The sequence below is a fragment of the Fulvivirga kasyanovii genome, from assembly GCF_009711405.1.
GTDB lineage: Bacteria > Bacteroidota > Bacteroidia > Cytophagales > Cyclobacteriaceae > Fulvivirga > Fulvivirga kasyanovii.
In genome coordinates this window covers 1-22,053 of the sequence record NZ_SMLW01000674.1, presented here as the reverse complement: position 1 = coordinate 22,053, position 22,053 = coordinate 1, and the positions used below count along the sequence as shown (strand labels likewise).

Sequence of the window (22,053 nt, the reverse complement as noted above, 5' to 3'; positions counted from 1 at the left end):
CCAAAATAGTATTGTGATAACTCGAACATGGATTGATGTAAGTAAGGTTTTTCTTCGGCAGGCGCACCTGCCTTTATCTGAATTTATTTGACGAACATTTGTACTTTTTGCTGAGAGGTACAGGGAGCCTGCCCAGCCTGGTAAACGAAATATATAAGTATTTTTTTTAAATAGACTTAGCACAAAACCTATATTTTTTCCGCAAACGATTGCGTTTTTGTGATGGTGAAATTGTAAGTCTAATATTTATGAAAACCTCCTTATTATTCTTATTATTAACATTCGGGTCGGGCTTTGGGGCTGGATAATATTTTTGCACATAACCTTTATTTTAATGCATTTCATCCCTTTGTTTAACCTGAAGCCCGCCACCATTTTTCAACTTACCCCTTACATGTTATGGAAATGAACTTTTACGATAAACTACAGCCCGTAGATATAGGTATTGTTATCTTCTACCTGCTGTTTGTTGTATTGCTTGGGCTCTATTTCGGGTCAAAGCATAAAGATGCGGAAGACTACTTCCTGGCAGGCAGAAACCTTACCTGGCCGTTGATTGGTTTTTCACTCTTTGCCTCCAATATGAGCAGTAATTCCCTCGTCGGTCTCACCGGCTCCGGTTACGTGACCGGTTTTTCCGTTTTTAGCTACGAATGGATGGCCGTATTTGTACTGATCATATTTGCTGTTTTTTTCCTGCCGTTCTACCTTAAAAACAAGATCTATACAGTACCGGAATATCTGAACAAACGCTTTGATTACTTTACCCGTGCCTACGCGTCAGCCATAGCCATCATACTTAATGTAATAGTGGATGTAGCAGCTACACTATACGCAGGAGGTATACTTATTCAACTTATATTCCCGCAGTTTGAGCTCTGGGTGATCATCTCTGTTTTGGCTGTAATTGCCGGTTTGTATACTATCTCAGGAGGTTTAAGCGCCGTGGTTTACACCGATGCCATTCAGGCCGTGATCCTGATCTTTGGCAGCATGCTCATTACCTATTATGCGTGGGATGCCTCAGGTGGTTTTGCAGAAGTGATGAAGGTTACAGACCCTGATCACTTTGATATTGTCAGGTCAACCTCAGACCCCGAACTGCCCTGGCCGGGATTATTCACGGGAGTTTTTCTGTTGGGCTTCTATTTTTGGGGCACCAACCAGTATATTACCCAAAGGGCACTTGCTTCCAGAACCACACTACATGGTCAATGGGGGTCTATGTTTGCAGGGCTTTTGAAGATCTCTATTTTGTTTATCATGATATTTCCCGGCGCATTTGCCAGAGTGATCTACCCGGAAATAGATAAAGTGGATACCCTATATCCAACCATGCTGTTCGACCTGTTACCTACCGGAATATTAGGACTGGTGCTTGCTGGCTTTATCGCAGCTTTAATGTCCAGCATAGATTCAGGGCTTAATTCCGTATCCACATTGGTAACTATGGACTTTATTACCAAAATATGGCCTGAAAAAACTACGGAACAGCTCATGAAAATGGGGCGCTGGGTAACTTTTATAGTCATGGTGATTGCTACAGCCTGGGCACCACAAATTATCCATTTTGAGAAGTTGTGGGATTACCTGCAGCAGGCATTGTCATGGTTCTGCCCACCGATCATTGCCCTTTTTATAATGGGACTGTTCTGGAAAGGCGCCAACACTACCGGTGCCCGCTGGACCATAGTGGTAGGTTCAATCATTACACTCTTTTCCATTATATTCAACGATGCTGCATGGAAACCGCATTTCCTTTACATGACCGGTTTGCACTTCCTTTTGAGTTGTATAGCCATGGTAGCAGGGTCAATGTTTGGAAAACGCCAGTCTGATGAGGTATTGAAAAATACCGTATGGTCAATAGGTGAGTACAGGGCAGAGACCCTTGAGCTGAGCAAGCTGGCGTGGTACAAGAACTACAGGGTACATGCCGTGATCCTGGTTATCATAGTAAGTATTATTCTGGTCATCTATTAGATGCTCAGAGCAATAGCATGAGATATGAAAGTCGTTATGCAGATTAATTTCGGTGACCCGGGTATTTTTCATTTCCTTTTGGTAAATTGATCGCTATGTCTGTATATCTGGGAGAATTTATCGGAACCATGTTACTCATTATCTTAGGGGGAGGTGTAGTAGCAGGTGTTGTTTTAAAAGGCACAATTTCTGAAGGAGCCGGATGGCTGGTAATAGTCGTAGCCTGGGGGCTGGCCGTTGCCTTTGCGATCTATGCAGTAGGAAATATCAGTGCCGCTCATATCAATCCGGCCGTGACCATTGGACTGGCCTTCATTGGAGAGTTCCCCTGGAGCAAAGTACCCGGCTATGTACTGTCACAAATCCTTGGTGCATTTACCGGAGGGGTTATTGTCTGGCTTCATTACCTGCCGCACTGGGACAAAACAGAGGATAAAGCCGCCAAACTGGGTGTGTTTTGTACAGCCCCAGCCATTCGCTCCTATGCAGCCAATTTTGTAAGTGAAATGATAGCGACTATGATCCTGGTAATGGGAATACTGTTCGTAGGAGCCAATAAATTCACGGAAGGACTGAATCCACTTGTCATAGGTGGCCTGGTGATGGTGATCGGGCTCGGACTTGGAGGGACTACTGGCTTTGCCATCAACCCGGCAAGGGATCTGGGGCCGCGATTAGCCCATTTTTTTCTGCCCATTAGAGGCAAAGGAACCTCCGATTGGGCCTACGCCTGGGTGCCGGTCATTGCACCTGTTTTAGGAGGTATACTGGGTGCCGTACTATACAGGATATTGTTTGATCAGCAAATGAAACCAGCATATTTTGTAATAATAGGCCTGGCCGTTTTGTCGGCAGTTTATGCCATAGTACAGGATCAGAAGAAAAAAGTTAAAATGCAAAAATAAAATAGTTTATGGCGGACAAATACATCATAGCCCTGGATCAGGGTACTACCAGTTCGAGGGCCGTGCTTTTTAATGATAAAGGAGAATTGTTGGCCATTGAGCAGCAAGAGTTCAAACAGTACTTTCCAAAGCCGGGGTGGGTCGAGCACGATGCCCGGGAAATCTGGGAGACCCAGCTTGAAGTATTAACTGCACTGATCACCAATCAAAAGGTCAAGCCAAATCAAATTGCAGCATTAGGCATTACCAACCAGCGTGAAACCGCCATAGTCTGGGAAAAAGCCACCGGAAAGCCGGTCCATAAAGCCATTGTATGGCAGGATAAGCGTACCAGCTCCATATGCAACGAGCTAAAGCAAAAAGGCCTGGAAAATATGGTCAGAGAAAAGACCGGTTTGGTAATTGATTCCTATTTTTCAGCCACCAAGATACAGTGGATACTGGACAATGTACCCGGGGCACGGGATAAAGCAGATGCCGGGGAACTGCTTTTCGGCACTGTAGACACCTGGCTTGTATGGAACCTTACCAAAGGCAAACAACACGTAACGGATTATACAAACGCCTCCCGCACAATGCTTTACGATATTAACCTGCTAAAGTGGGATACGGAATTGACCGATTTACTAAGGGTAAACAAATCTTTGCTTCCGGAGGTTAAACCCTCAGCAGCCCATTTTGGCGTATGGGAATTTGGCGGAGAGGAGATACCCATAACAGGTATTGCGGGAGATCAGCAGGCAGCCTTGTTTGGTCAGGCCTGCTGTGAGGTGGGTATGGCAAAGAATACATACGGCACCGGCTGTTTTATGCTCATGAATACCGGAGACAAGTTGCAACTGTCAGAAAACGGGTTGATTACCACCATAGCTTATGGTGTTGACGGGAAAGTTCATTATGCGCTGGAGGGTAGTGTGTTTGTGGCCGGAGCGGCAGTGCAATGGCTGCGTGATGGTCTGAAGTTGATTAAAGATACCACGGAAACCGAAGCCATGGCTGAAGAAGTCAAAGAAACGGAAGACGTATTTGTAGTGCCGGCCTTTGTAGGCTTGGGTGCACCTTATTGGGATATGTACGCGCGTGGAGCCATATTTGGCCTTACCCGTGATACCGATAGCCGCCACCTGGTAAAAGCAACGCTGGATTCACTGGCCTACCAGACGCGTGATATACTGGAAGCCATGCAAAAAGACTCTAAAGTCGATCTCAAATCACTGAAAGTTGATGGTGGTGCCGTTGCCAATAATTATCTGATGCAATTTCAGGCCGATATACTAGGCGTGGAAGTGGTAAGGCCCGAAGTAATCGAATCTACGGCTCAGGGTGCGGCTTACCTGGCAGGCATTGGCATTGGGATGTGGAAACAGGAAGACCTGGCAAAGCTCCAGAAAATAGACCGGGTTTTTAAGCCCATGCTTGATAACAAGACCCGTGAAAGGTTATACAAAAAATGGCAGGAAGCCGTTAAACGTACGATGAACTGGATTGAAGAAGAGTAGTTATGATTACCTTGTCAGCGCTGGATCGCTCTATCTTATTAAATGACCTGCAATCCTCCCGGTTTGACCTGCTGGTTATCGGAGGAGGAATAACTGGTGTGGGGATAGCTCTGGATGCTGCTTCAAGAGGCCTTAGAGTGGCTTTGGTAGAAAAGGAAGACTTTGCATCTGGTACCAGTAGCCGCTCCACAAAGCTGATCCACGGAGGTTTAAGATACCTCAAGCAATTTGAAATAGCCCTTGTGAGAGAAGTAGGCAGGGAAAGGGCCACACTTCACCGGCTGGCCCCACATCTGGTAACAGCCGAAAAAATGCTTCTGCCCCTGATCAAAGGAGGCAATTTTGGCAAACTGCTTACCTCATTTGGCCTCATGGTCTACGATGTGCTTGCCGATGTGCAAAGTGCCGACCAAAGGAAAATGCTGGACAGGGAAGAGGCTTTGTCGAAGGAGCCCTTATTGGATAAGAAAAACCTGGAGGGAGCTGGCATTTATGCAGAATATCGCACAGACGATGCCCGGCTCACAATAGAAGTGATGAAAGCCGCAGCCCATTTTGGTGCCACATGTCTCAACTATGTAGAAGCTCATGAGTTAACTTACCACAACAACCGGGTGACAGGTGTAAAAGCCAGTGATAAACTCAATGGCGATAGATTTGAAATCAGTGCTGACCTCGTGGTAAGTGCCACCGGCCCCTGGGTTGACGAGATAAGAAAGAAGGATCACTCTTTGGAAGGAAAACGGCTCCATCTTACTAAAGGAGTACACATTGTAGTCGATCATGAAAAGCTGCCCGTAAAGCAAGCCGTATATTTTGATGTGCCGGATGGCCGCATGATCTTCGCCATACCCAGAGGAAAGATTACCTATATCGGAACCACTGATACCGATTATTTTGGCGACAAAGAGCATGTATTGACCAATAGGGAAGACGTAGAATATCTGATTGATGCTGTAAACCATGCTTTTCCTGACTCGGATATTAACATTAGCGATGTCAGATCCAGTTGGGCCGGTTTGCGTCCGTTGATCCACGAGGAGGGAAAATCAGCTTCGGAATTGTCGCGCAAAGACGAAATTTTCGTTTCGGATACCGGCCTGATCTCTATTGCAGGAGGGAAGCTCACCGGCTACAGGAAGATGGCAGAAAGGGTCACTGACCTGACCATTAAAAAACTCAAAGATAAAGGCCTCTCAAAAGAACTCGGATCATGCCGCACCAATGAGATCCCTTTAGGAGGAGGAAAGTTTATGGATGCCCTGTCCATTAAACGCTACACCCAGTCACTGGAGGACGAAATAGACAAAGCAGAGGCCGATTACCTTGTCGGGAATTATGGCACTCAAACCGAGGAAATATTGAAAAAGCGAAAAGACAAAACCCCATATGGATTGCTGGAGGCAGAGTGTCAATATTGCATAGAAAATGAGCTCGTCAATACCCTTTGTGATTTTTTCATAAGAAGGACCGGCAGACTTTATTTCGATATTGAAAGTGTTAAATCACATTATAAACTCCTGTCCAGGTTCATGCAAAACCAATTTAATTGGACTGGAGAAAGGCTCGATACAGAAATTGAGAATATAGAGCAGGCAATTTATGAAGCCTCACATTTTGATCCTGTAAAATGACAAAAGCAATGCAAAGAACCTGGTGGAAGGAAAGTGTGGTTTACCAGATATACCCAAGAAGTTTTAATGATTCCAATAATGACGGTATCGGCGATATTCCGGGTATAATTAATAAATTGGACTACATCAAATCACTTGGTGTTGACATTATCTGGGTCTGCCCGATCTACAAATCACCTAATGACGATAATGGCTACGACATCAGCGATTATCGCGATATTATGGATGAATTCGGCAGCATGGCCGATTTTGACAGGCTCCTAAAAGGTGTGCATGACAGGGAGATGAAACTGGTTATGGACCTTGTGCCTAACCATACTTCCGATGAGCATTTCTGGTTCCGCGAATCGCGGAAGTCAAAAGATAACCCCTACCGCGATTATTACTATTGGAAGCCCGCCAAAAACGGGCAGCCACCAAACAACTGGCCTTCATTCTTTGGGGGCAGCGTTTGGAAATATGACCCTGTCACGGAAGAATACTACCTGCACCTGTTCTCAAAGAAACAACCAGACCTGAATTGGGAAAACCCCAAAGTACGGCAGGAAATGTATGATGTCATGAAATTCTGGTTCGATAAGGGCATAGATGGTTTCAGAATGGACGTAGTATCGCTCTTGTCTAAAAGGACTGATTTTCCTGATTCAGACATCAAAGACTTTAATACTATTATTAACCGCTACTATGCCAACGGTCCGCGGGTACATGAGTTTCTAAAGGAAATGCACCGGGAAGTACTTGCCAACTACGATATCATGACTGTTGGTGAAGGCCCCGGTATTGATCTCGAACACGGCATAAACTACGTGGAGGAATCCGGGAAAGAGCTGAATATGATCTTCCACTTCGGTCACATGTTCATGGATAACGGCCCCGGCGGGAAATATGACCCTGTGGAATGGAACCTCGTGGATTTCAAGAATGTATTTACTGCCTGGGACGAAAAACTTAAAGGTAAAGGCTGGGGAAGCATATTTCTGGGCAATCACGATTTCCCGAGGATAGTATCACGATTTGGAAACGATAAAGCCTATTGGAAGCAGTCAGCTAAGCTATTGGCTACCCTCTTACTCTCTATGCGCGGCACTACCTACATTTATCAGGGGGACGAGATCGGTATGACCAATGTGGCCCACCTCTCCATCGACGACTATCGCGATATCGAAACCCTGAACAGTTGGAAAGAAGCCGAAGCGGCAGGCAAACCCATGGATGATTTTATGAAGCTGGTCCACCTGCAAAGCAGGGACAATGCAAGAACCCCAATGCAATGGAATGCCACAAAACATGGTGGGTTTTCACCCGTTGAACCCTGGTTAAAAGTAAATCCTAATCATAAAGATATCAATGTTGAGGCTCAACAATATGATGAAGATTCCATCCTGAGTTACTACCGTAAAATGATAGCCTTTAGAAAGGAACACCCAACGTTAATTTATGGCGATTACAAATGTTTGCTCAAGGATGATCCGAACATTTACGCCTATGAAAGATTCGATAGTGACGGCCATTTTCTTGTAGTTTTAAACTTTTCAGACAACGAGCAGTCATTCACCGAAAAAGTTGGAAACAGCCTGGAATTACAAATGAACAACCATCAGAGTGTAAATGAAACCGCTGTGATGAGGCCATGGGAAGCCAAACTGTTCAAAGTGAAATAAAGCTTTATATTAAAAATTAACCAGTAACGCCCTGTACTGAAAAGGGTGATCGTGATTATAAAAATGGCAAAAGACAACAACAAACTCTGGGGCATTGACCTTGGCGGTACAAAAATAGAAGGCGTGGTAATAGATTCAGTCAACATATCAGAAGTACTGTGCCGTACCCGCATAGCCACCGAGGCCTCTAAAGGCTACAAGCACATCCTGAATAGGATCAAAGAGCTGATTGATCTGATGGCTGATGAGGTGAAAAGCTCTCCGTCGATCCTCGGTATAGGTACCCCGGGAAACCTTGACCCACAAACTAGGTTATTGAAAAACAGCAATTCAACAAGCCTTAACGGGCAGCCTTTCAAGCAGGATTTGGAAGACCTTTTAGGTATTGAAGTGAAAATGGCCAATGATGCAAACTGTTTTGCCCTGGCAGAAACCAAACTCGGAGTGGTGCAGGATATCAACCCTGATGCAGAAGTTGTTTTTGGTGTAATTATGGGAACCGGAGTAGGAGGAGGCATAGTGGTGAACGGCAAAGTCATCAACGGCCATCAGGGTATAGCAGGAGAGTGGGGGCACAACTTCCTGGATGCCTCCGGAGGTAAATGCTACTGCAGCAAAACAGGCTGTGTGGAAACCGTTATTTCCGGCCCGGCTTTAGAGCGATATTACGAGCAAATATCAGGTACATCCAAAAAATTAAAAGACATCGTAACCCGGCGAGACGGGGATCAACATGCCGCCGAGACCCTGGAAAGGCTCGCTCATTTCTTTGGCCTGGGTATCTCCAATATCATCAACATACTGGACCCGGACGTAATTGTGCTCGGAGGAGGAGTAGGAAACATCGACATACTTTACTCAGAAGGCGTCAAAGAAGCCGAAAAATATACCTTCAACACCAGCCTCAAAACCCCGATAGTGAAGCCTAAACTAGGAGACAGCGCCGGCGTATTCGGCGCAGCTTTACTGGTGGGTTAGGTTTACCACCGCCTAACGCCTACCACGTCATTCCAAACGCAGCGCAGCGAAGATTGGAATCCTCCGATTAAGTGTACTGACGAAGGTTTGGCACTGCCGCGATCGGGGAGATGCCTGATATTTTCATTGTACTTCTGCATAAAAACACACGCATACACGAAAATTCAGGAATGACGGGTTCTAGGCGTAATTCGTGTCATTTTATTGAGTATGATAAACATCATACGCCAAAATCAACCGAACAATAACAAAAGTCAAAACTCCCTCTCCGCGTCGGAGAGGGCATTCAGGCCAAAGCTAACCTACAGTCCGTTGCCGGGTGAGACCATACCACCCACACCGTGGACTGTCCCCCGACCATCCATTTTTCTCCGATACCATAAATTTGCCTACTGCCCCTGCCGATTGCCTACTGGCTACTGCTTCTGATCAACCTTATCCTTAAACAACAATCCGAAAAACAACATAATAGCACCGGCAAAAGCACAAGGGATCAGCCAGAAATTATTCCATTGGGACGGAGTAAGAGCTTCCGCTGTACCCAGGAAACTATTATATACCTCACCCGCAATCTGAGCGCCAATAAGCATACCCACACCATACGTGATAAACACCAAAAATCCCTGAGCCTGCCCACGGATCTTGGCCGTCGATTTTTTATCCACATACACCTGGCCGGTAACAAAGAAGAAGTCATAGCAGATACCATGAAGCAAAACACCGGTTATTACCATCCAGAATACACCATCAGGCGCTGAAAAGGCAAAAAATGCATAACGCAACACCCAGGCACCCATACCCAGGAGCAACATCTTTTTAACACCCAGCCTCACAAAAAACAAAGGCATCAAAAGCATGAACACCACCTCGGAAACCTGTCCAAGAGACATGGTAGCCGCAGGACGCTCAAAACCGGTGTAGTTCACAAAAATGGGAGCGAAATTATAATAAGCTGCTAAAGGAATACTGATAAGAAAAGAACTGATCAGGAATACAATAAATGATTTGCTCTTTAAATAATGGTAAGCGTCAATCCCCAATATACTTCTTAAAGAAGTCTTTTCACCCTTTGCCGGAGGAGGTGTATGAGGCAAAGAAAAGCTATAAAGCCCCAGTAATACACTGGAAAATGCCGTAGTGTAAAGTGGAAGAGGTGTAGTGTCAGGCAATCTGTCCGTTACAAAATATACAAGGACATAGCTAATAAAAAGACCAGCAGCAATCCACCCGATCGTTCCAAACACCCTTACTACCGGAAACTGTCTTTCCTGGTCCTGAATGTTATGAAATGCAAGGGAATTGGTAAGCCCCAGCGTAGGCATATAACATAAATTATAGGCCAGCAGCATGGCAATGAACAAGGTAGGGTTATCCGTAGTCTGCGGTACATAGAACATAATAGCTGCACCCAGCAAGTGTAGCACGCCTAAAACCCGCTCTGTAGCAAAATACCGGTCAGCGATCATGCCCAGGAAAAATGGAGCAATGATGGCAGCTATAGGGTTAACGGTATATGGCCAGTGAGTAAGGTCTGCCATACCATGGGCAGTCATATAATTTCCAATTGTTACATACCAGGCGCCCCATACAAAAAACTGTAAAAACATCATGGTACTTAGCCTGGGAAGGATCGTTTTATTCATAGTTTTAGAGGTTTTGAACGGGATAATAACCTTTAATTTTAAAATCTGCAAATTCATCATCAGCCGCAAACGTTTGCATCAGAAATTACATTTTTAAAGTCACTCATAATTTTTATATTGACCCGATAACGGCTGAAAAATGCCTGTTTTTTTACCTAACTTTTTATTCCTAAAACAAGCCTATGGCAAAGAAAAACCGCAAGATTAAAATGGGTATGGTAGGGGGCGGAGCAGATGCTTTTATTGGAGCAGTACATAGAAATGCTGCCGCACTGGATCAGGAAATAGAACTGGTTTGCGGAGCTTTCAGCAGCAATCCCGAAAAGTCAAAACAAACCGGTCAGGCATTATATCTGGATGAGCAGCGGGTATATGATAGCTGGGAGCAAATGATAGAAAAAGAAAGCCGGTTGCCGGAAGGAGAACGAATGGATTTCATATCTATAGTTACACCGAACCACCTGCATTTCGGTCCGGCCAAAATGGCCCTGGAGCACGGATTCCATGTCATGTCCGACAAACCTTTATGCTTTTCTCTGGGTGAAGCCCTTGAACTTAAAGAACTCGTAGATAAAACAGGCCTGCTTTTCGGGCTAACTCACACCTATAGCGGCTATCCTATGGTCAAAGAAGCCAGAAACCTGATAAAACAGGGCAGGCTGGGGAAGATCAGGAAAATATATGTCGAGTACCCCCAGGGCTGGCTTACCGACAATATCGAGAAAGAGGGGCAAAAACAAGCCTCCTGGAGGACAGACCCTTCCCGGTCAGGGAAAAGTGGCTGTATGGGTGATATTGGCACGCATGCGGCTCACCTTGCCGAATATGTGAGTGGACTGGCCATAAGCAACGTATGTGCAGACCTCAACAAAGTAGTTGAAGGCCGCGAGCTGGATGATGACGGTGCCGTTCTCCTTCGGTTTGACAACGGCGCATCCGGTGTATTGATCGCAAGCCAGGTAGCTGCCGGAGAAGAAAATAACCTGAAACTTCGCGTTTATGGAGAAAAAGGAGGAGTGGAGTGGAACCACACCGATGCCAACACACTACAGTTAAAATGGACTGACAGGCCCAAAGAAATACTGCGTACCGGTGTAAATAATGAGTACCTGTCAGAAGCCTCACGGAAAAACACAAGGCTTCCCTCCGGACATCCCGAAGGCTATCTGGAGGCATTTGCCAATATCTACAGAAATTTCGCCTTTGCCATCAGAGCTGTAAGCGCAGGAGAAAAACCTGACCTGGAGATCTATGACTTTCCGGATGTAAACGATGGCGTAATGGGCATGGCCTTTATAGATAAAGTAGTTGAATCAACAGAAAAGAACAACCAGTGGATTAAGATGTAAACCACTTCAAAACCAACAACAAATGATGAAAACCATACAAGGACCGGCAATATTTCTGGCACAATTTCTTGATGACGAGCCACCATTCAACAATCTCAACAACATTTGTAAATGGGCATCGGAGTTAGGCTACAAAGGAGTGCAGATCCCTACCTGGGACAAGCGCTGCTTTGACCTGAAAAAGGCTGCCGAAAGCAAGACCTATACCGATGAAATTAAAGGTACTGTAGAGCAATATGGCATGCAGGTAACCGAGCTGTCCACCCATCAGCAGGGCCAGTTAGTAGCAGTTCATCCGGCATACGACACCATGTTTGATGTATTCGCCCCGGCGGAGTTGAGAGGCAATCCTGCGGAAAGACAAAAATGGGCTGCAGATCAGGTGAAAATGGCTGCGAAAGCCAGTCAGAACCTGGGTATTGACGTGCATGCGACATTTTCAGGAGCTTTGCTCTGGCCGTTCATGTACCCATGGCCCCAAAGGCCTGACGGGTTGGTGGAGGCCGGTTTTAAGGAATTAGCCAAACGATGGGAGCCTATTCTGAATGTATTTGACGAACATGGCGTAGACCTTTGCTACGAAGTGCATGCCGGTGAAGACCTGCACGATGGCATAACCTTCGAACGGTTTGTAGAAGCCACCAACAAACACCCCCGCGTGAAGTTGCTGTTTGATCCAAGTCATTTTGTTTTACAGCAGTTAGACTACCTCCAGCTTATTGATCACTACCATGAGTTCATCCGCATGTTCCATGTTAAAGATGCCGAGTACAACTACAACGGCAAAAGCGGTGTTTACGGAGGATATCAGTCCTGGGGAGATCGTCCCGGACGTTTCAGGTCATTGGGAGACGGTCAGGTAGATTTTACAGGAATATTTAGCAAACTATCCCAATATGGCTACGGGGGCTGGGCAGTGATGGAGTGGGAGTGTTGCATCAAGTCCCCGGAACAGGGAGCCAGAGAAGGAGCGCCTTTTATTCAAAGCCACATTATTGAGGTTACCCAAAAAGCATTTGATGATTTTGCAGGAGGGGAATCGAATGACGAGCTGAACCGCAAGATACTCGGTATCTGACAAAATTTATAAATACCATCACCAACAATACTGCCATCAAAAGTGGCAAAACACTATACCTATGAAGAAAACACTTCTAATTGTTGTCGCCCTATTTTCATTGATTTCATGTACCAAAGAAGAAAAGATAAGAGAAAGGCCCCGGAATCCGTGGGTCTTCCGTTCGGTACTGGATGAACAACCCCGAATAATAACAGTAGCCCTGCATAATGAACTTTATGTGGCCTACGATGCCCGGTATGGAGGCTTGTACAAGGCATGGGAAGGAGGTGTCAATTTTGATGGTGCCGTTTACACCACCAAACATGGCCCGCAGCCAACGGCCAAAGGCTATGCCTACTATGCTAATAAGCTGAATGATACCCAATGGGTACTTCTGAAAAATGGCGCAGAAGTTAAACCCGAAGTAGACTTTAAAGGATACCAGTTCAAAAATGGTCAGGTATACTTTAAATATGAACTGAAAGATGATCAGGGGAATGCTATTCAGGTAGAAGAAGTGCCTGAATATACTTCTAAAAAAGGACAAAATGGGCTGTCAAGAACTTTTACGGTAGCCAATGTGCCCCAGGGCATACAGGTAGGTCTGAAAACCAGCCTCACTAATATGAAGGAAGAAAAGGACTATGAAACTTCCGGTGAATTTAAGGTTACTAACCAAAAGAAGGATATGTACACCAGCGGCTCCACCCATACTGTTGAGGGACTTTTGGTACTCAACAACGATGGTGAAACAGAACTTTCTGTATACTTCCATCCCGGGTTTGACCAGGAAATGGCCGGTGGGGAAACTGAGCCTAAAGCTGCTGTAGCTGAGGGACCCATAATGGAAGGCAAGCAACTTATCGAGAACAGCGATTGCAAAACCTGCCATAACGAAACCAAAAAAACCGTAGGCCCCGCTTATATCGATATTGCCAAGCGATATGATAACTCAGAAGCTTCGGCAATTGACCTAGCCCAAAAGGTAATTAATGGAGGTAGCGGTAACTGGGGCGAAGTACCCATGACTGCACACCCTGACTTGCAGGAAGTTGACGCCAAAAAAATGATGGCATACATCCTTTCCCTGGATAACGAGCCTCCCAAAGAACAGCAAGAGGACAGGGAAGAAGACCTTATGCTGGGAGTGGCATCAATAAAACTGCAACTCAATGAACAGAATGAAGCCTTTAAAGCGGGGGGTGACGAGCTGCACGATGGCCTTGCCGCCAATGCCTATATCTGGAATGATTACAACACCGGGTTTGATGAACTGGTAAAAACCACTGCTCCTGTGGCGTCAGGAGTTGTTCCCGCTATTCATTTCGAAAATGCCAGCGATATGGGAGAGCTTAGAGAAGATGTTTACATCGAATTCAAAGGCTTTGTTGAAATAGAAGAAACCTCCAACTATGTATTCAGGTTAGTCTCTGACGACGGCTCAAAACTTTATATAAACGACAAACTGGTTATAGATAATTCAGGTTTTCATGACCCTGAAGCTAAAGATGGTGAGGTTTATCTGCAAAAAGGGCCCAACAAGCTTAAAATAGAGTATAACCAGGGTAAAGGGAATGCTGTACTGTCATTCCAGTGGGCCAAATATGGAGATAATAAATTTTCAGTCGTTCCCGCTTCCGCGCTAAAGCATCGCAATGATATGTTTAAAGAAGTGATACCCTACATTGCCCCGGAAAAACTGAAAAAGAGCATACCTGGCGATCAGAAGCCTTTGGTTGATGTACACCCTGCATTTGACCTGTTCCAGGCACGTCCGGATGATTTTGAGCCTCGTGTCGGAGGTATGGACTTCCTTTCAGATGGCCGCCTTGTTGTATGTACCTGGGACTCCGTAGGTCCTGTCTACATTGTTGAAGGCGTAGCCACCGGTGACCCTGCCCAAATGAAAGTGAAACAAATAGCCTCTGGACTTGCCGAACCACTGGGCCTGAAGGTAGTTGACGATGAGATTTATGTACTTCAAAAACACGAACTCACCAAACTTATCGACCATAATGGCGACGAGATGATCGATGAATACCAGACTGTAAGCGATGATTGGAAAGTATCAGCCAACTTCCATGAGTTTGCCTTTGGACTGGAATACAAAGATGGCCATTTCTATGCCGCCCTGGCCATTGCCATTATGCCCGGAGGAGCCAGTGCGCACCCTCAGATCCCTGACAGGGGCAAAGTCATCAAAATATCAAAAGATGATGGTTCCATAGAGTTTATTGCCCACGGACTGAGAACGCCCAATGGCATAGGCATAGGTGTTGACGGAGAGCTGTTCGTAGCAGATAATCAGGGCGACTGGCTGCCTTCAAGCAAGATCGTTCATGTAAAGGAAGGTGCATGGTATGGCTCCAGGGCTGTAGATTTCGAAGGTACCGCCAATCTACAGGAAACATTGCCTTTGGTTTGGCTCCCGCAGGATGAGATAGGCAATTCGCCAAGCACACCGTCGTACCTCGACCTTGGTCCTTACAAAGGCCAGATGATCCATGGAGAAGTTACTCACGGAGGTGTGAAAAGAGTGTTTGTAGAGCAGGTAGATGGTAAATACCAGGGAGCAGTATTCAGATTTATTCAGGGACTCGAAGCCGGGGTTAACCGCCTGACCTGGGGGCCTGATGGTGACCTTTATATCGGAGGCATTGGTAACCCCGGCAACTGGCAGCAAAACGATAAGCTATGGCATGGTTTGCAGCGGCTTCACTACAACGGAAAAACTGCATTTGAGCCTTTGGCCATCAGAGCCAGGACTAACGGCATTGAAGTAGAGTTTACCCAGCCTATTGCGGCAGATCAGGGACAAAATATTGATGATTATGTGGTTAAGCAATGGTATTACAAACCTACAGAAGATTACGGAGGCCCTAAGCTTGATCTCAAAACGTTGAATATTAAATCCCTGCATATGTCTGACGACAGAACGAAAATATTCCTTGAACTTGAAGGAATGGAAGCCAACCATATTGTTCATTTCAGAGTAGTCAATCCATTTACCAGTAGCGAAAAGCAATCATTATGGACTACAGAAGGCTGGTACACCATGAACAATATACCGCAGGATAAACCTGGCTTTGTAAACCCGGTAAAACCAGTGCCACATAATCAATTAACAGAAAAAGAGAAAAGCGAAGGATGGAAACTGCTTTTTGACGGTAAGACTACAGCAGGATGGAGAACCTTCAAAGAAGATAAGATTGGCTCAGCCTGGAAAGCCGGCAATGGTACACTTTACCTTGACAATTCGAAGAAAAAAGACTGGCAGGTAGTAGGTGGTGGAGATATCATCACCGATAAGGAATATCAGGATTACGAGTTGATGCTGGACTGGAAAGTTGAAGAAGGAGGTAACAGTGGGGTTATTTATAATGTGGTGGAAAATGACGACTACGAGTATGTATGGCAGACAGGGCCTGAGATGCAGATCCTGGATAACCTCAAGCACCCCGACGGACGTATTGAAATGCATCGAGCAGGAGACCTTTATGATATGATAGCCACCCGGTTCGTTACCGTTAATCCGGGAGGAGAATGGAACCATGCCAGGATCGTTTCAAAAGATGGTCATGTGGAGCATTGGCTGAATGGGTATAAACTGGTGGAGTTCCAGATGCACACACCCGAATGGGAAGAAATGATCAAAGGCAGCAAGTTTAAAGATATGCCAGCCTTTGGTAAAGCTAAAAAAGGCCACATAGCGCTACAGGACCACGGTGATAAAGTGTGGTTCAGAAACATTAAGATCAGGGAATTGTAAGTTCAAAGGCTTAACGGGTCTAAAACTGAGGGGAAGCGTGTGTGCCGGAGAGGGCTTACTATGAAATAAAAACTATATCATAATCAGAAACTGTTGCTCCATACTGCCTTGGCAACCCGGTAAGGCAGTAAGAGGCAGCCCAAAACCAAACAAAGATGAAAAACCATACCAGAAGAAGCTTCATAAAATACAGTGCATTGGCAGGCGTTGGCCTGATGGTAATACCCTCCTGTCTGTCCCAGGCGGCTCCCGCTACAGGTATTCAGCTTTACACCCTGCGCGACCAGATGGCGGAAGATCCGGCAGCAACGCTGGGCAGAATAGCGGCTATGGGTTATAAGGAAGTGGAATCAGCCGGATATGGAGAGCGGCAGTACTATGGTTTATCAGCCAAAGAGTTCAGAAAGCTGCTGGATGATAATGGGTTAAAAGCTGTAAGTGGCCACTACCTCAGCGGGAAACAGGCACCAGAGAAACAAGGCTCACTGATCAATGGATGGGAGCAGGCAGTAGAAGACGCACTGGAAGTGGGACAAAAATTTATGGTGTGCGCCTACCTTTTTGATTTCGAAAGGGAGACCCTGGATGCCTATAAAGAAACTGCCGCATTGCTCAATAAATGTGGTGAGATTGCCAAAGAAAACGGTATTCAGCTTTGTTATCACAATCATGCCTTTGAATTTGAAACACTACAGGGCGAAGTGCCTTACGATATTTTACTTTCAGAAACAGATAAAGACCTGCTGAAAATGGAATTGGACCTGTACTGGACCCGGAAGGCAAATGTTGATCCCATACAATTGTTCAAAGAAAATGAGGGACGTTTCCCGCTCTTTCATGTAAAAGACATGAATGAAGCCGGTGAGTTTACGGCAGTGGGCACCGGAGTGATTGATTTTAATCAAATATTTGCCAATAGAGACAAAGCAGGCCTGAAGCACTTTTTTGTTGAGCAGGACAGAATAGAAGGAGACCCTTTTGAAAATGTAAAAACCAGTTACAATAACCTGCAGAAGATCATTGCATAAACCGGGAATGCTTTTATTGAGAACTTGTCTCTTACTTTTACTGATGGGTTCAGTTTTTTTGCTTCACGCTCAGAAGCCAAAGCAACAAGTAAGTGGCTATGTTTTTGATCAGATATCCAGGCAGCCTGTTGAAGGTGTGGAGGTATATCTAAAGGATACGGATCCATTACTGGGAACTGCTACGGATGAGCAGGGAGCCTTCGCAATAGAAAGTGTACCTGTTGGCAGGTACGTTTTGGTAATTAGCCATATCGGCTATGACCGCAGGTACATTGATCTGGTGGTGGAAGGAGGGAAGCCTGCCTATATCGAAATGGAGCTGGCTCCCGCCTACAATGAGCTGGAGGCGGTAACCGTAAGCAGTCAGCCATTTATAGCTGATGTTGATGCTGTCGGAAAACGAAGTATATCTATCGAGCAAACTACACGCTTTGCTGCCAACTATCTTGACCCTGCAAGGGTAATGATCTCGTTCCCCGGAGTAGTGCCACAAAATGATCAGAACAATAACATCATCATCAATGGAAAATCACCTAATGGCCTGCTCTGGCGTGTAGAGGGACTGGATGTGCTTAACCCCAATCACCTTTCCAATGCAGGGACTTTAAGTGACCGGCCAACTCCAAACGGAGGAGGAGTGAATGTACTAAGCACTCAAATGCTGGGAGAAACCGGCTTCATTACAGCGCCCTTTGGAGCGCAGTATGGAAATGTCATGTCCGGTGTTATGGATATGAATTTTCGAAGTGGTGATAAACAGGAAAACCGTTACACAGCCCAAGCCAGTCTGATAGGCCTGGACCTGGCCGCTGAGGGGCCTTTAAAGCAAGGTAAATCTTCATTTCTAATCAATTACAGGTATTCAACAGTGGGGCTGCTCAGCCAGTTGGGCGTTGACTTTGGAGGTGAGGAGATCAATTATCAGGATGCCGCTTTTCATGTCTCCTTTGATCAGAAAAAAGGAGGCAGGCTGTCCGTTTTTGGTTATGGAGGAAAATCCAAAAACGAGTTTGAAGGTATTGACGATCCGGGAGAATGGGAAATTGACAAGGACAGCACCGCGGTTGATTACTCATCGGCAACCGGAGCCTTTGGTTTTAAAGAGATCCTGTCCATAGGGCAGCGGTCATCATTGTCCTTAGGTACGGCCTTTTCTGCATTTCAAAATGAGCGTACCTCCAGGGGCTTAACCCGGGAAGGAACGGGCATAGATGCGGAGAATTTTGAAACAGAGAGCTACCAGCTTTCATCCAATGCTGAGTTTGCTTCATCCCTGGGACATACCCGCTTGGTGACAGGAATTACAGCTAATTATGCTACCCATGAAATTTTTGCAGAGGAGATGTTTACAGGTCGCGGCACGTTAATGGATGAAAGTGCAGACGGGTTACTGTTCCAGCCCTATATCCTGGCGAATACGTTGCTGGCGCCGAAATGGACTACTCAGATAGGCCTCAGGTACATGTATTACACTTTTAATAACAGTACGTCATGGCTGCCTTCCGTGGTTGTAAACTATAACATTACATCCCAGGGCACCATTAGTCTCAATTATAGCCATCAAGCCCGTTTGCAAAATCCTGAGGTTTATTTTTCTTCAGACAACAAGCGACTGGAAATGAGTAAATTACACCACATCGGCCTGGGCTATAACCACATATTTACCAAATCCTTGCTAACCACCCAGTTGTTTTACGAGCGACTATATGATATTCCGGTAAGCGCTGCCCGTCAGAGCTCTTTTTCATTAATAAACCATTTAAATGATTATATCCTTGAGCCTTTAAATAATCAGGGCAGTGGAGAGATTTACGGGTTAAACCTTTCCTACGAAAAGCCAATGAACAACGGGTTTTACTACATCGCAAGTGGCTCCTTGTTTGAGTCCGCCTATGAGGGCAGCGATGGTGTAGAGCGAGATTCGAGGTTCAATAATAATTATACCTTCAGTTTTACCGCAGGCAAGGAATATACCAAAGAGAAGAGTGCAGAAGCTGTTAAGGTTACCGGGCTCAACGGCCGTATTTTTTACGCGGGAGGCCTGCGTGCAACCCCAATTTCAGAGCCGATGTCACAGGCCAATGGAGAAACTATACTTGAGGATAACAGGGCTTTTTCAGAGCAATTGGGTGATTATTTCAGAATGGATTTCAGAGTGAGTTTTAAAAAGGAAAAAGCCGGCTATAGCAGAATGTTTGCCATCGACATCCAAAATATGTTATCTGTTGAAAATGACGGATTTCGATATTACGACTTCCGGAAAAAAAAGGCAGAGATCAAAAAACAATTGGGAATAATCCCGGTACTGGTTTATAAAGTCGAATTTTGAGATTGAAATACATGATATGAGCATAGACTTAGAGACCGTTAATATACCGGCAGGAAGGCAAGGGTGAGTAAGTTTATCCGGAGATTGTAAATAAACCTGTTATACATGAAAATCACGAGCATTATTCTGGCATTGATATTTCTTGCATTTGCGGCTTTACAATACAACGATCCCGACCCATGGCTCTGGATAGTGATCTACGGATATGTCGCGCTTATCCCAATATTATACCTTTTCAAGGTTTATCCGGTACGTTTAATCCTGATATCCATTGTAGCCGGACTGATCTACAGCTTTTTCTACATCCCCGGAGTATTGGACTGGTTGCAACATGGCACACCACAGGAGCTGGCCCAGGAAATGAAAGCAACCAAACCATACATAGAAGAAAGCAGAGAGTTCCTCGGCCTTTTAATCGCACTCAGCGCTTTATTGTTTTACTACTTCAAAGAAAGAAAATTAGGCTACCCAAAAGTATAATTATGGTCAAAAAAGCTTCGGCAATGGAGCAGCACAGCTTTACTAAGCTTCCCAAGATTGTAAGGCTTACTAACCATGAAAAGCTGCCCCAAATCACCCACCAACAGCAGGAGTCTGAACTAACATATCTCTTAAAGTGAATTCTACGCCATTCAAGACAAGTTATCGGACTCTAAAAGAAAAATCTAATGTTTAAACAGCTCCTCAAAAATTATCAATATAAGGCGCCACCGGCTCTGGCCAGTTCCTTTTGATCACCTCGTACACCCTGTTCACCCAAACATCATCCTTGGCAGCCACTTCACCCACATAACCATTCCCGCGCGCATTGGTTTCCAGGCAAAACCTGATCCCCTCAAGGTCTCGATTCCCCGTAACCCTGGAAAGAAACAGCATGCCACCCTCCATCACCCGGAATTGCGTATTTACCGTATCATCCTCAGAACCAATCAGCAACCTCAACCTTTCAATAGTGAAATCGTCCTGATCGTTAAGATTAATTTGCATACCGTAAATCTAATTTTAGTTGATTTAAATATCCAATGCTAAAGTGGATTTGTTGGTGAAAGAGGAGTAATCGGTGCTCAGGGTTTGATAATCGGAAAAACGGCTGGTAAACAGTAAACGGTGGAAAAAAGTGCATTAAAGAATCGAAATTTCAAATATTTCCACGGCACTACTATCCCCTAGAGGGGATTATAGGGGTGTTTAAACCGATAAACAGTGAACAGTAAATAAGTTTTAGTTTAAACAGGTCAACTCTAATCATTGACGAACAGCCAAAGCCACTCAACAGTCCATCCCCGCAGTCGTCCTGACGGCAGGAAGGGTTTACCTAAGTAGGCTGCTGCGTACAGTTCAGCCTATGTAGGAAACTGAGTTAGATGCTTTCTGAAGTTTAGTAAAGCCGCAATTTAGCTCTGCAAGCTGCCATTCTAAAAAATAAATTTGTCAGCCAAATACACCGATTACCACACACCGTTACTAAATACCGACACCTACCACCCATTCACCTCCAAAAGTTGCTTAATATGCATATAATGATGCTCACCGTGCCACGCATAAAGGGCAGTGCCTGCAGCCAGCGGTATGCTGCGTCCGGTTTCTGGGTGGATATACTCCCTGCCAAAATCTTCAACTGACAACCCTTTCAGCAGGTACGTCCACTTAGCATGAAGGGCTTCAAGTAGCAGTAGTGAATGCTCAACAGGCGCTGATTTGGAATCCGGTAACTCCGCCCAGTGTTGCTCCTCATACACCTTTATCACCGGTCTATCCTCAGTTAGTGCCCATTTAAACCGGACATACCCATTAACATGGCTATCAGGAATATGATGAACAACCTGTCTAACTGTCCAGCCTTCCGGGCGGTATGGTGTATCCAACTGATCGCTAGAAAGATTACTTACAAGTTGGCGGAGCCTGGCAGGAAGAGCCTCTATCTGCTCAATCCAATCCTTTACCTGATCGGGAGATGTGTTTACAGGCCATTGAAATTTGCCAATTGGATATTTTAAAGATTCTAGTTGGTCAGTTGTCATGAATAATTATTTAAGTTTTATAATTTAGCCTACGGATTATAGTTATTGAGATTGAGCAGCTTGTAGGTACTTACGATTTTTTTATGGATTAGTTAAGACCCCTGATTACCTTATCCGAACCCTGAAATGTTATAAATGAATTTTAAAAATAAAATTGCCTCCGTCAGGGAGCATCTGGTAAATATTGGTGTTGA

The 22,053-nt window shown here is 45.2% G+C and carries 15 protein-coding genes; 12 read left to right on the top strand and 3 right to left on the bottom strand.

Annotation, left to right across the window (positions count from 1 at the left end; translation table 11 throughout):
* Positions 1-405 precede the first annotated feature (405 nt).
* The 6 genes from E1163_RS28285 to E1163_RS28260 all read left to right on the top strand — a co-directional run bounded on the left by E1163_RS28285 (position 406) and on the right by E1163_RS28260 (position 8,660).
* Entirely contained in the window at positions 406-1,983 is a 1,578-nt protein-coding gene (locus tag E1163_RS28285; protein ID WP_185156240.1) for a sodium:solute symporter, read from the top strand.
* A gap of 95 nt (positions 1,984-2,078) precedes the next feature.
* The gene (locus tag E1163_RS28280; protein ID WP_155176802.1) at positions 2,079-2,888 is read left to right on the top strand and encodes an MIP/aquaporin family protein; all 810 of its coding nucleotides are present in this window, start codon (positions 2,079-2,081) and stop codon (positions 2,886-2,888) included.
* A gap of 8 nt (positions 2,889-2,896) precedes the next feature.
* Positions 2,897-4,387 carry a glycerol kinase GlpK gene (glpK, locus tag E1163_RS28275; RefSeq protein WP_155176800.1) on the top strand — a complete coding sequence of 497 codons (1,491 nt, stop codon included), beginning with the start codon at positions 2,897-2,899 and terminating at the stop codon, positions 4,385-4,387.
* Between the two features lie 2 nt (positions 4,388-4,389).
* A complete protein-coding gene (locus tag E1163_RS28270) occupies positions 4,390-6,021 on the top strand; it encodes a glycerol-3-phosphate dehydrogenase/oxidase (RefSeq protein ID WP_155176798.1) in 1,632 nt (543 codons plus the stop codon).
* An 8-nt stretch (positions 6,022-6,029) separates the two neighbouring features.
* A complete protein-coding gene (locus E1163_RS28265; protein WP_155176796.1) occupies positions 6,030-7,682 on the top strand; it encodes a glycoside hydrolase family 13 protein in 1,653 nt (550 codons plus the stop codon).
* 63 nt (positions 7,683-7,745) lie between these two features.
* Complete coding sequence (locus tag E1163_RS28260) at positions 7,746-8,660, top strand: ROK family protein (protein WP_155176794.1); 915 nt, start codon at positions 7,746-7,748, stop codon at positions 8,658-8,660.
* A 416-nt stretch (positions 8,661-9,076) separates the two neighbouring features.
* Here E1163_RS28260 and E1163_RS28255 read toward each other — a convergent pair whose 3' ends face one another.
* On the bottom strand, positions 9,077-10,303 hold the full coding sequence (locus E1163_RS28255) for a nucleoside permease (protein ID WP_155176792.1): 1,227 nt from the start codon (positions 10,301-10,303) through the stop codon (positions 9,077-9,079).
* 209 nt (positions 10,304-10,512) lie between these two features.
* Between E1163_RS28255 and E1163_RS28250 the strand changes: the two genes are divergently transcribed.
* The 6 genes from E1163_RS28250 (at position 10,513) to E1163_RS28225 (ending at position 20,318) form a co-directional block, all read left to right on the top strand.
* Positions 10,513-11,652 (top strand): Gfo/Idh/MocA family protein, encoded by a 1,140-nt coding sequence (locus tag E1163_RS28250; RefSeq protein WP_155176855.1) that lies wholly within the window; start codon positions 10,513-10,515, stop codon positions 11,650-11,652.
* Positions 11,653-11,677: 25 nt separating this feature from the next.
* Positions 11,678-12,730, top strand: coding sequence for a sugar phosphate isomerase/epimerase family protein (locus E1163_RS28245; protein ID WP_155176853.1), 1,053 nt, complete (start codon positions 11,678-11,680; stop codon positions 12,728-12,730).
* A 61-nt stretch (positions 12,731-12,791) separates the two neighbouring features.
* Positions 12,792-16,481, top strand: a complete 3,690-nt coding sequence (locus tag E1163_RS28240) for a 3-keto-alpha-glucoside-1,2-lyase-like domain-containing protein (protein WP_155176790.1) — start codon at positions 12,792-12,794, stop codon at positions 16,479-16,481.
* A gap of 155 nt (positions 16,482-16,636) precedes the next feature.
* Positions 16,637-17,509 carry a sugar phosphate isomerase/epimerase family protein gene (locus E1163_RS28235; RefSeq protein WP_155176788.1) on the top strand — a complete coding sequence of 291 codons (873 nt, stop codon included), beginning with the start codon at positions 16,637-16,639 and terminating at the stop codon, positions 17,507-17,509.
* 43 nt (positions 17,510-17,552) lie between these two features.
* Positions 17,553-19,838 (top strand): TonB-dependent receptor, encoded by a 2,286-nt coding sequence (locus E1163_RS28230; protein WP_185156239.1) that lies wholly within the window; start codon positions 17,553-17,555, stop codon positions 19,836-19,838.
* Between the two features lie 105 nt (positions 19,839-19,943).
* On the top strand, positions 19,944-20,318 hold the full coding sequence (locus E1163_RS28225; protein ID WP_155176784.1) for a transmembrane 220 family protein: 375 nt from the start codon (positions 19,944-19,946) through the stop codon (positions 20,316-20,318).
* Between the two features lie 204 nt (positions 20,319-20,522).
* Here the strand turns inward: E1163_RS28225 and E1163_RS28220 are convergent, their stop codons facing one another.
* Both E1163_RS28220 and E1163_RS28215 read right to left on the bottom strand, forming a co-directional pair.
* Positions 20,523-20,825 (bottom strand): hypothetical protein, encoded by a 303-nt coding sequence (locus E1163_RS28220; protein ID WP_155176782.1) that lies wholly within the window; start codon positions 20,823-20,825, stop codon positions 20,523-20,525.
* Positions 20,826-21,316: 491 nt separating this feature from the next.
* Positions 21,317-21,859: a YfiT family bacillithiol transferase gene (locus E1163_RS28215; protein ID WP_155176780.1), complete on the bottom strand. Its 543-nt coding sequence runs from the start codon at positions 21,857-21,859 to the stop codon at positions 21,317-21,319.
* Between the last annotated feature and the right edge of the window lie 194 nt (positions 21,860-22,053).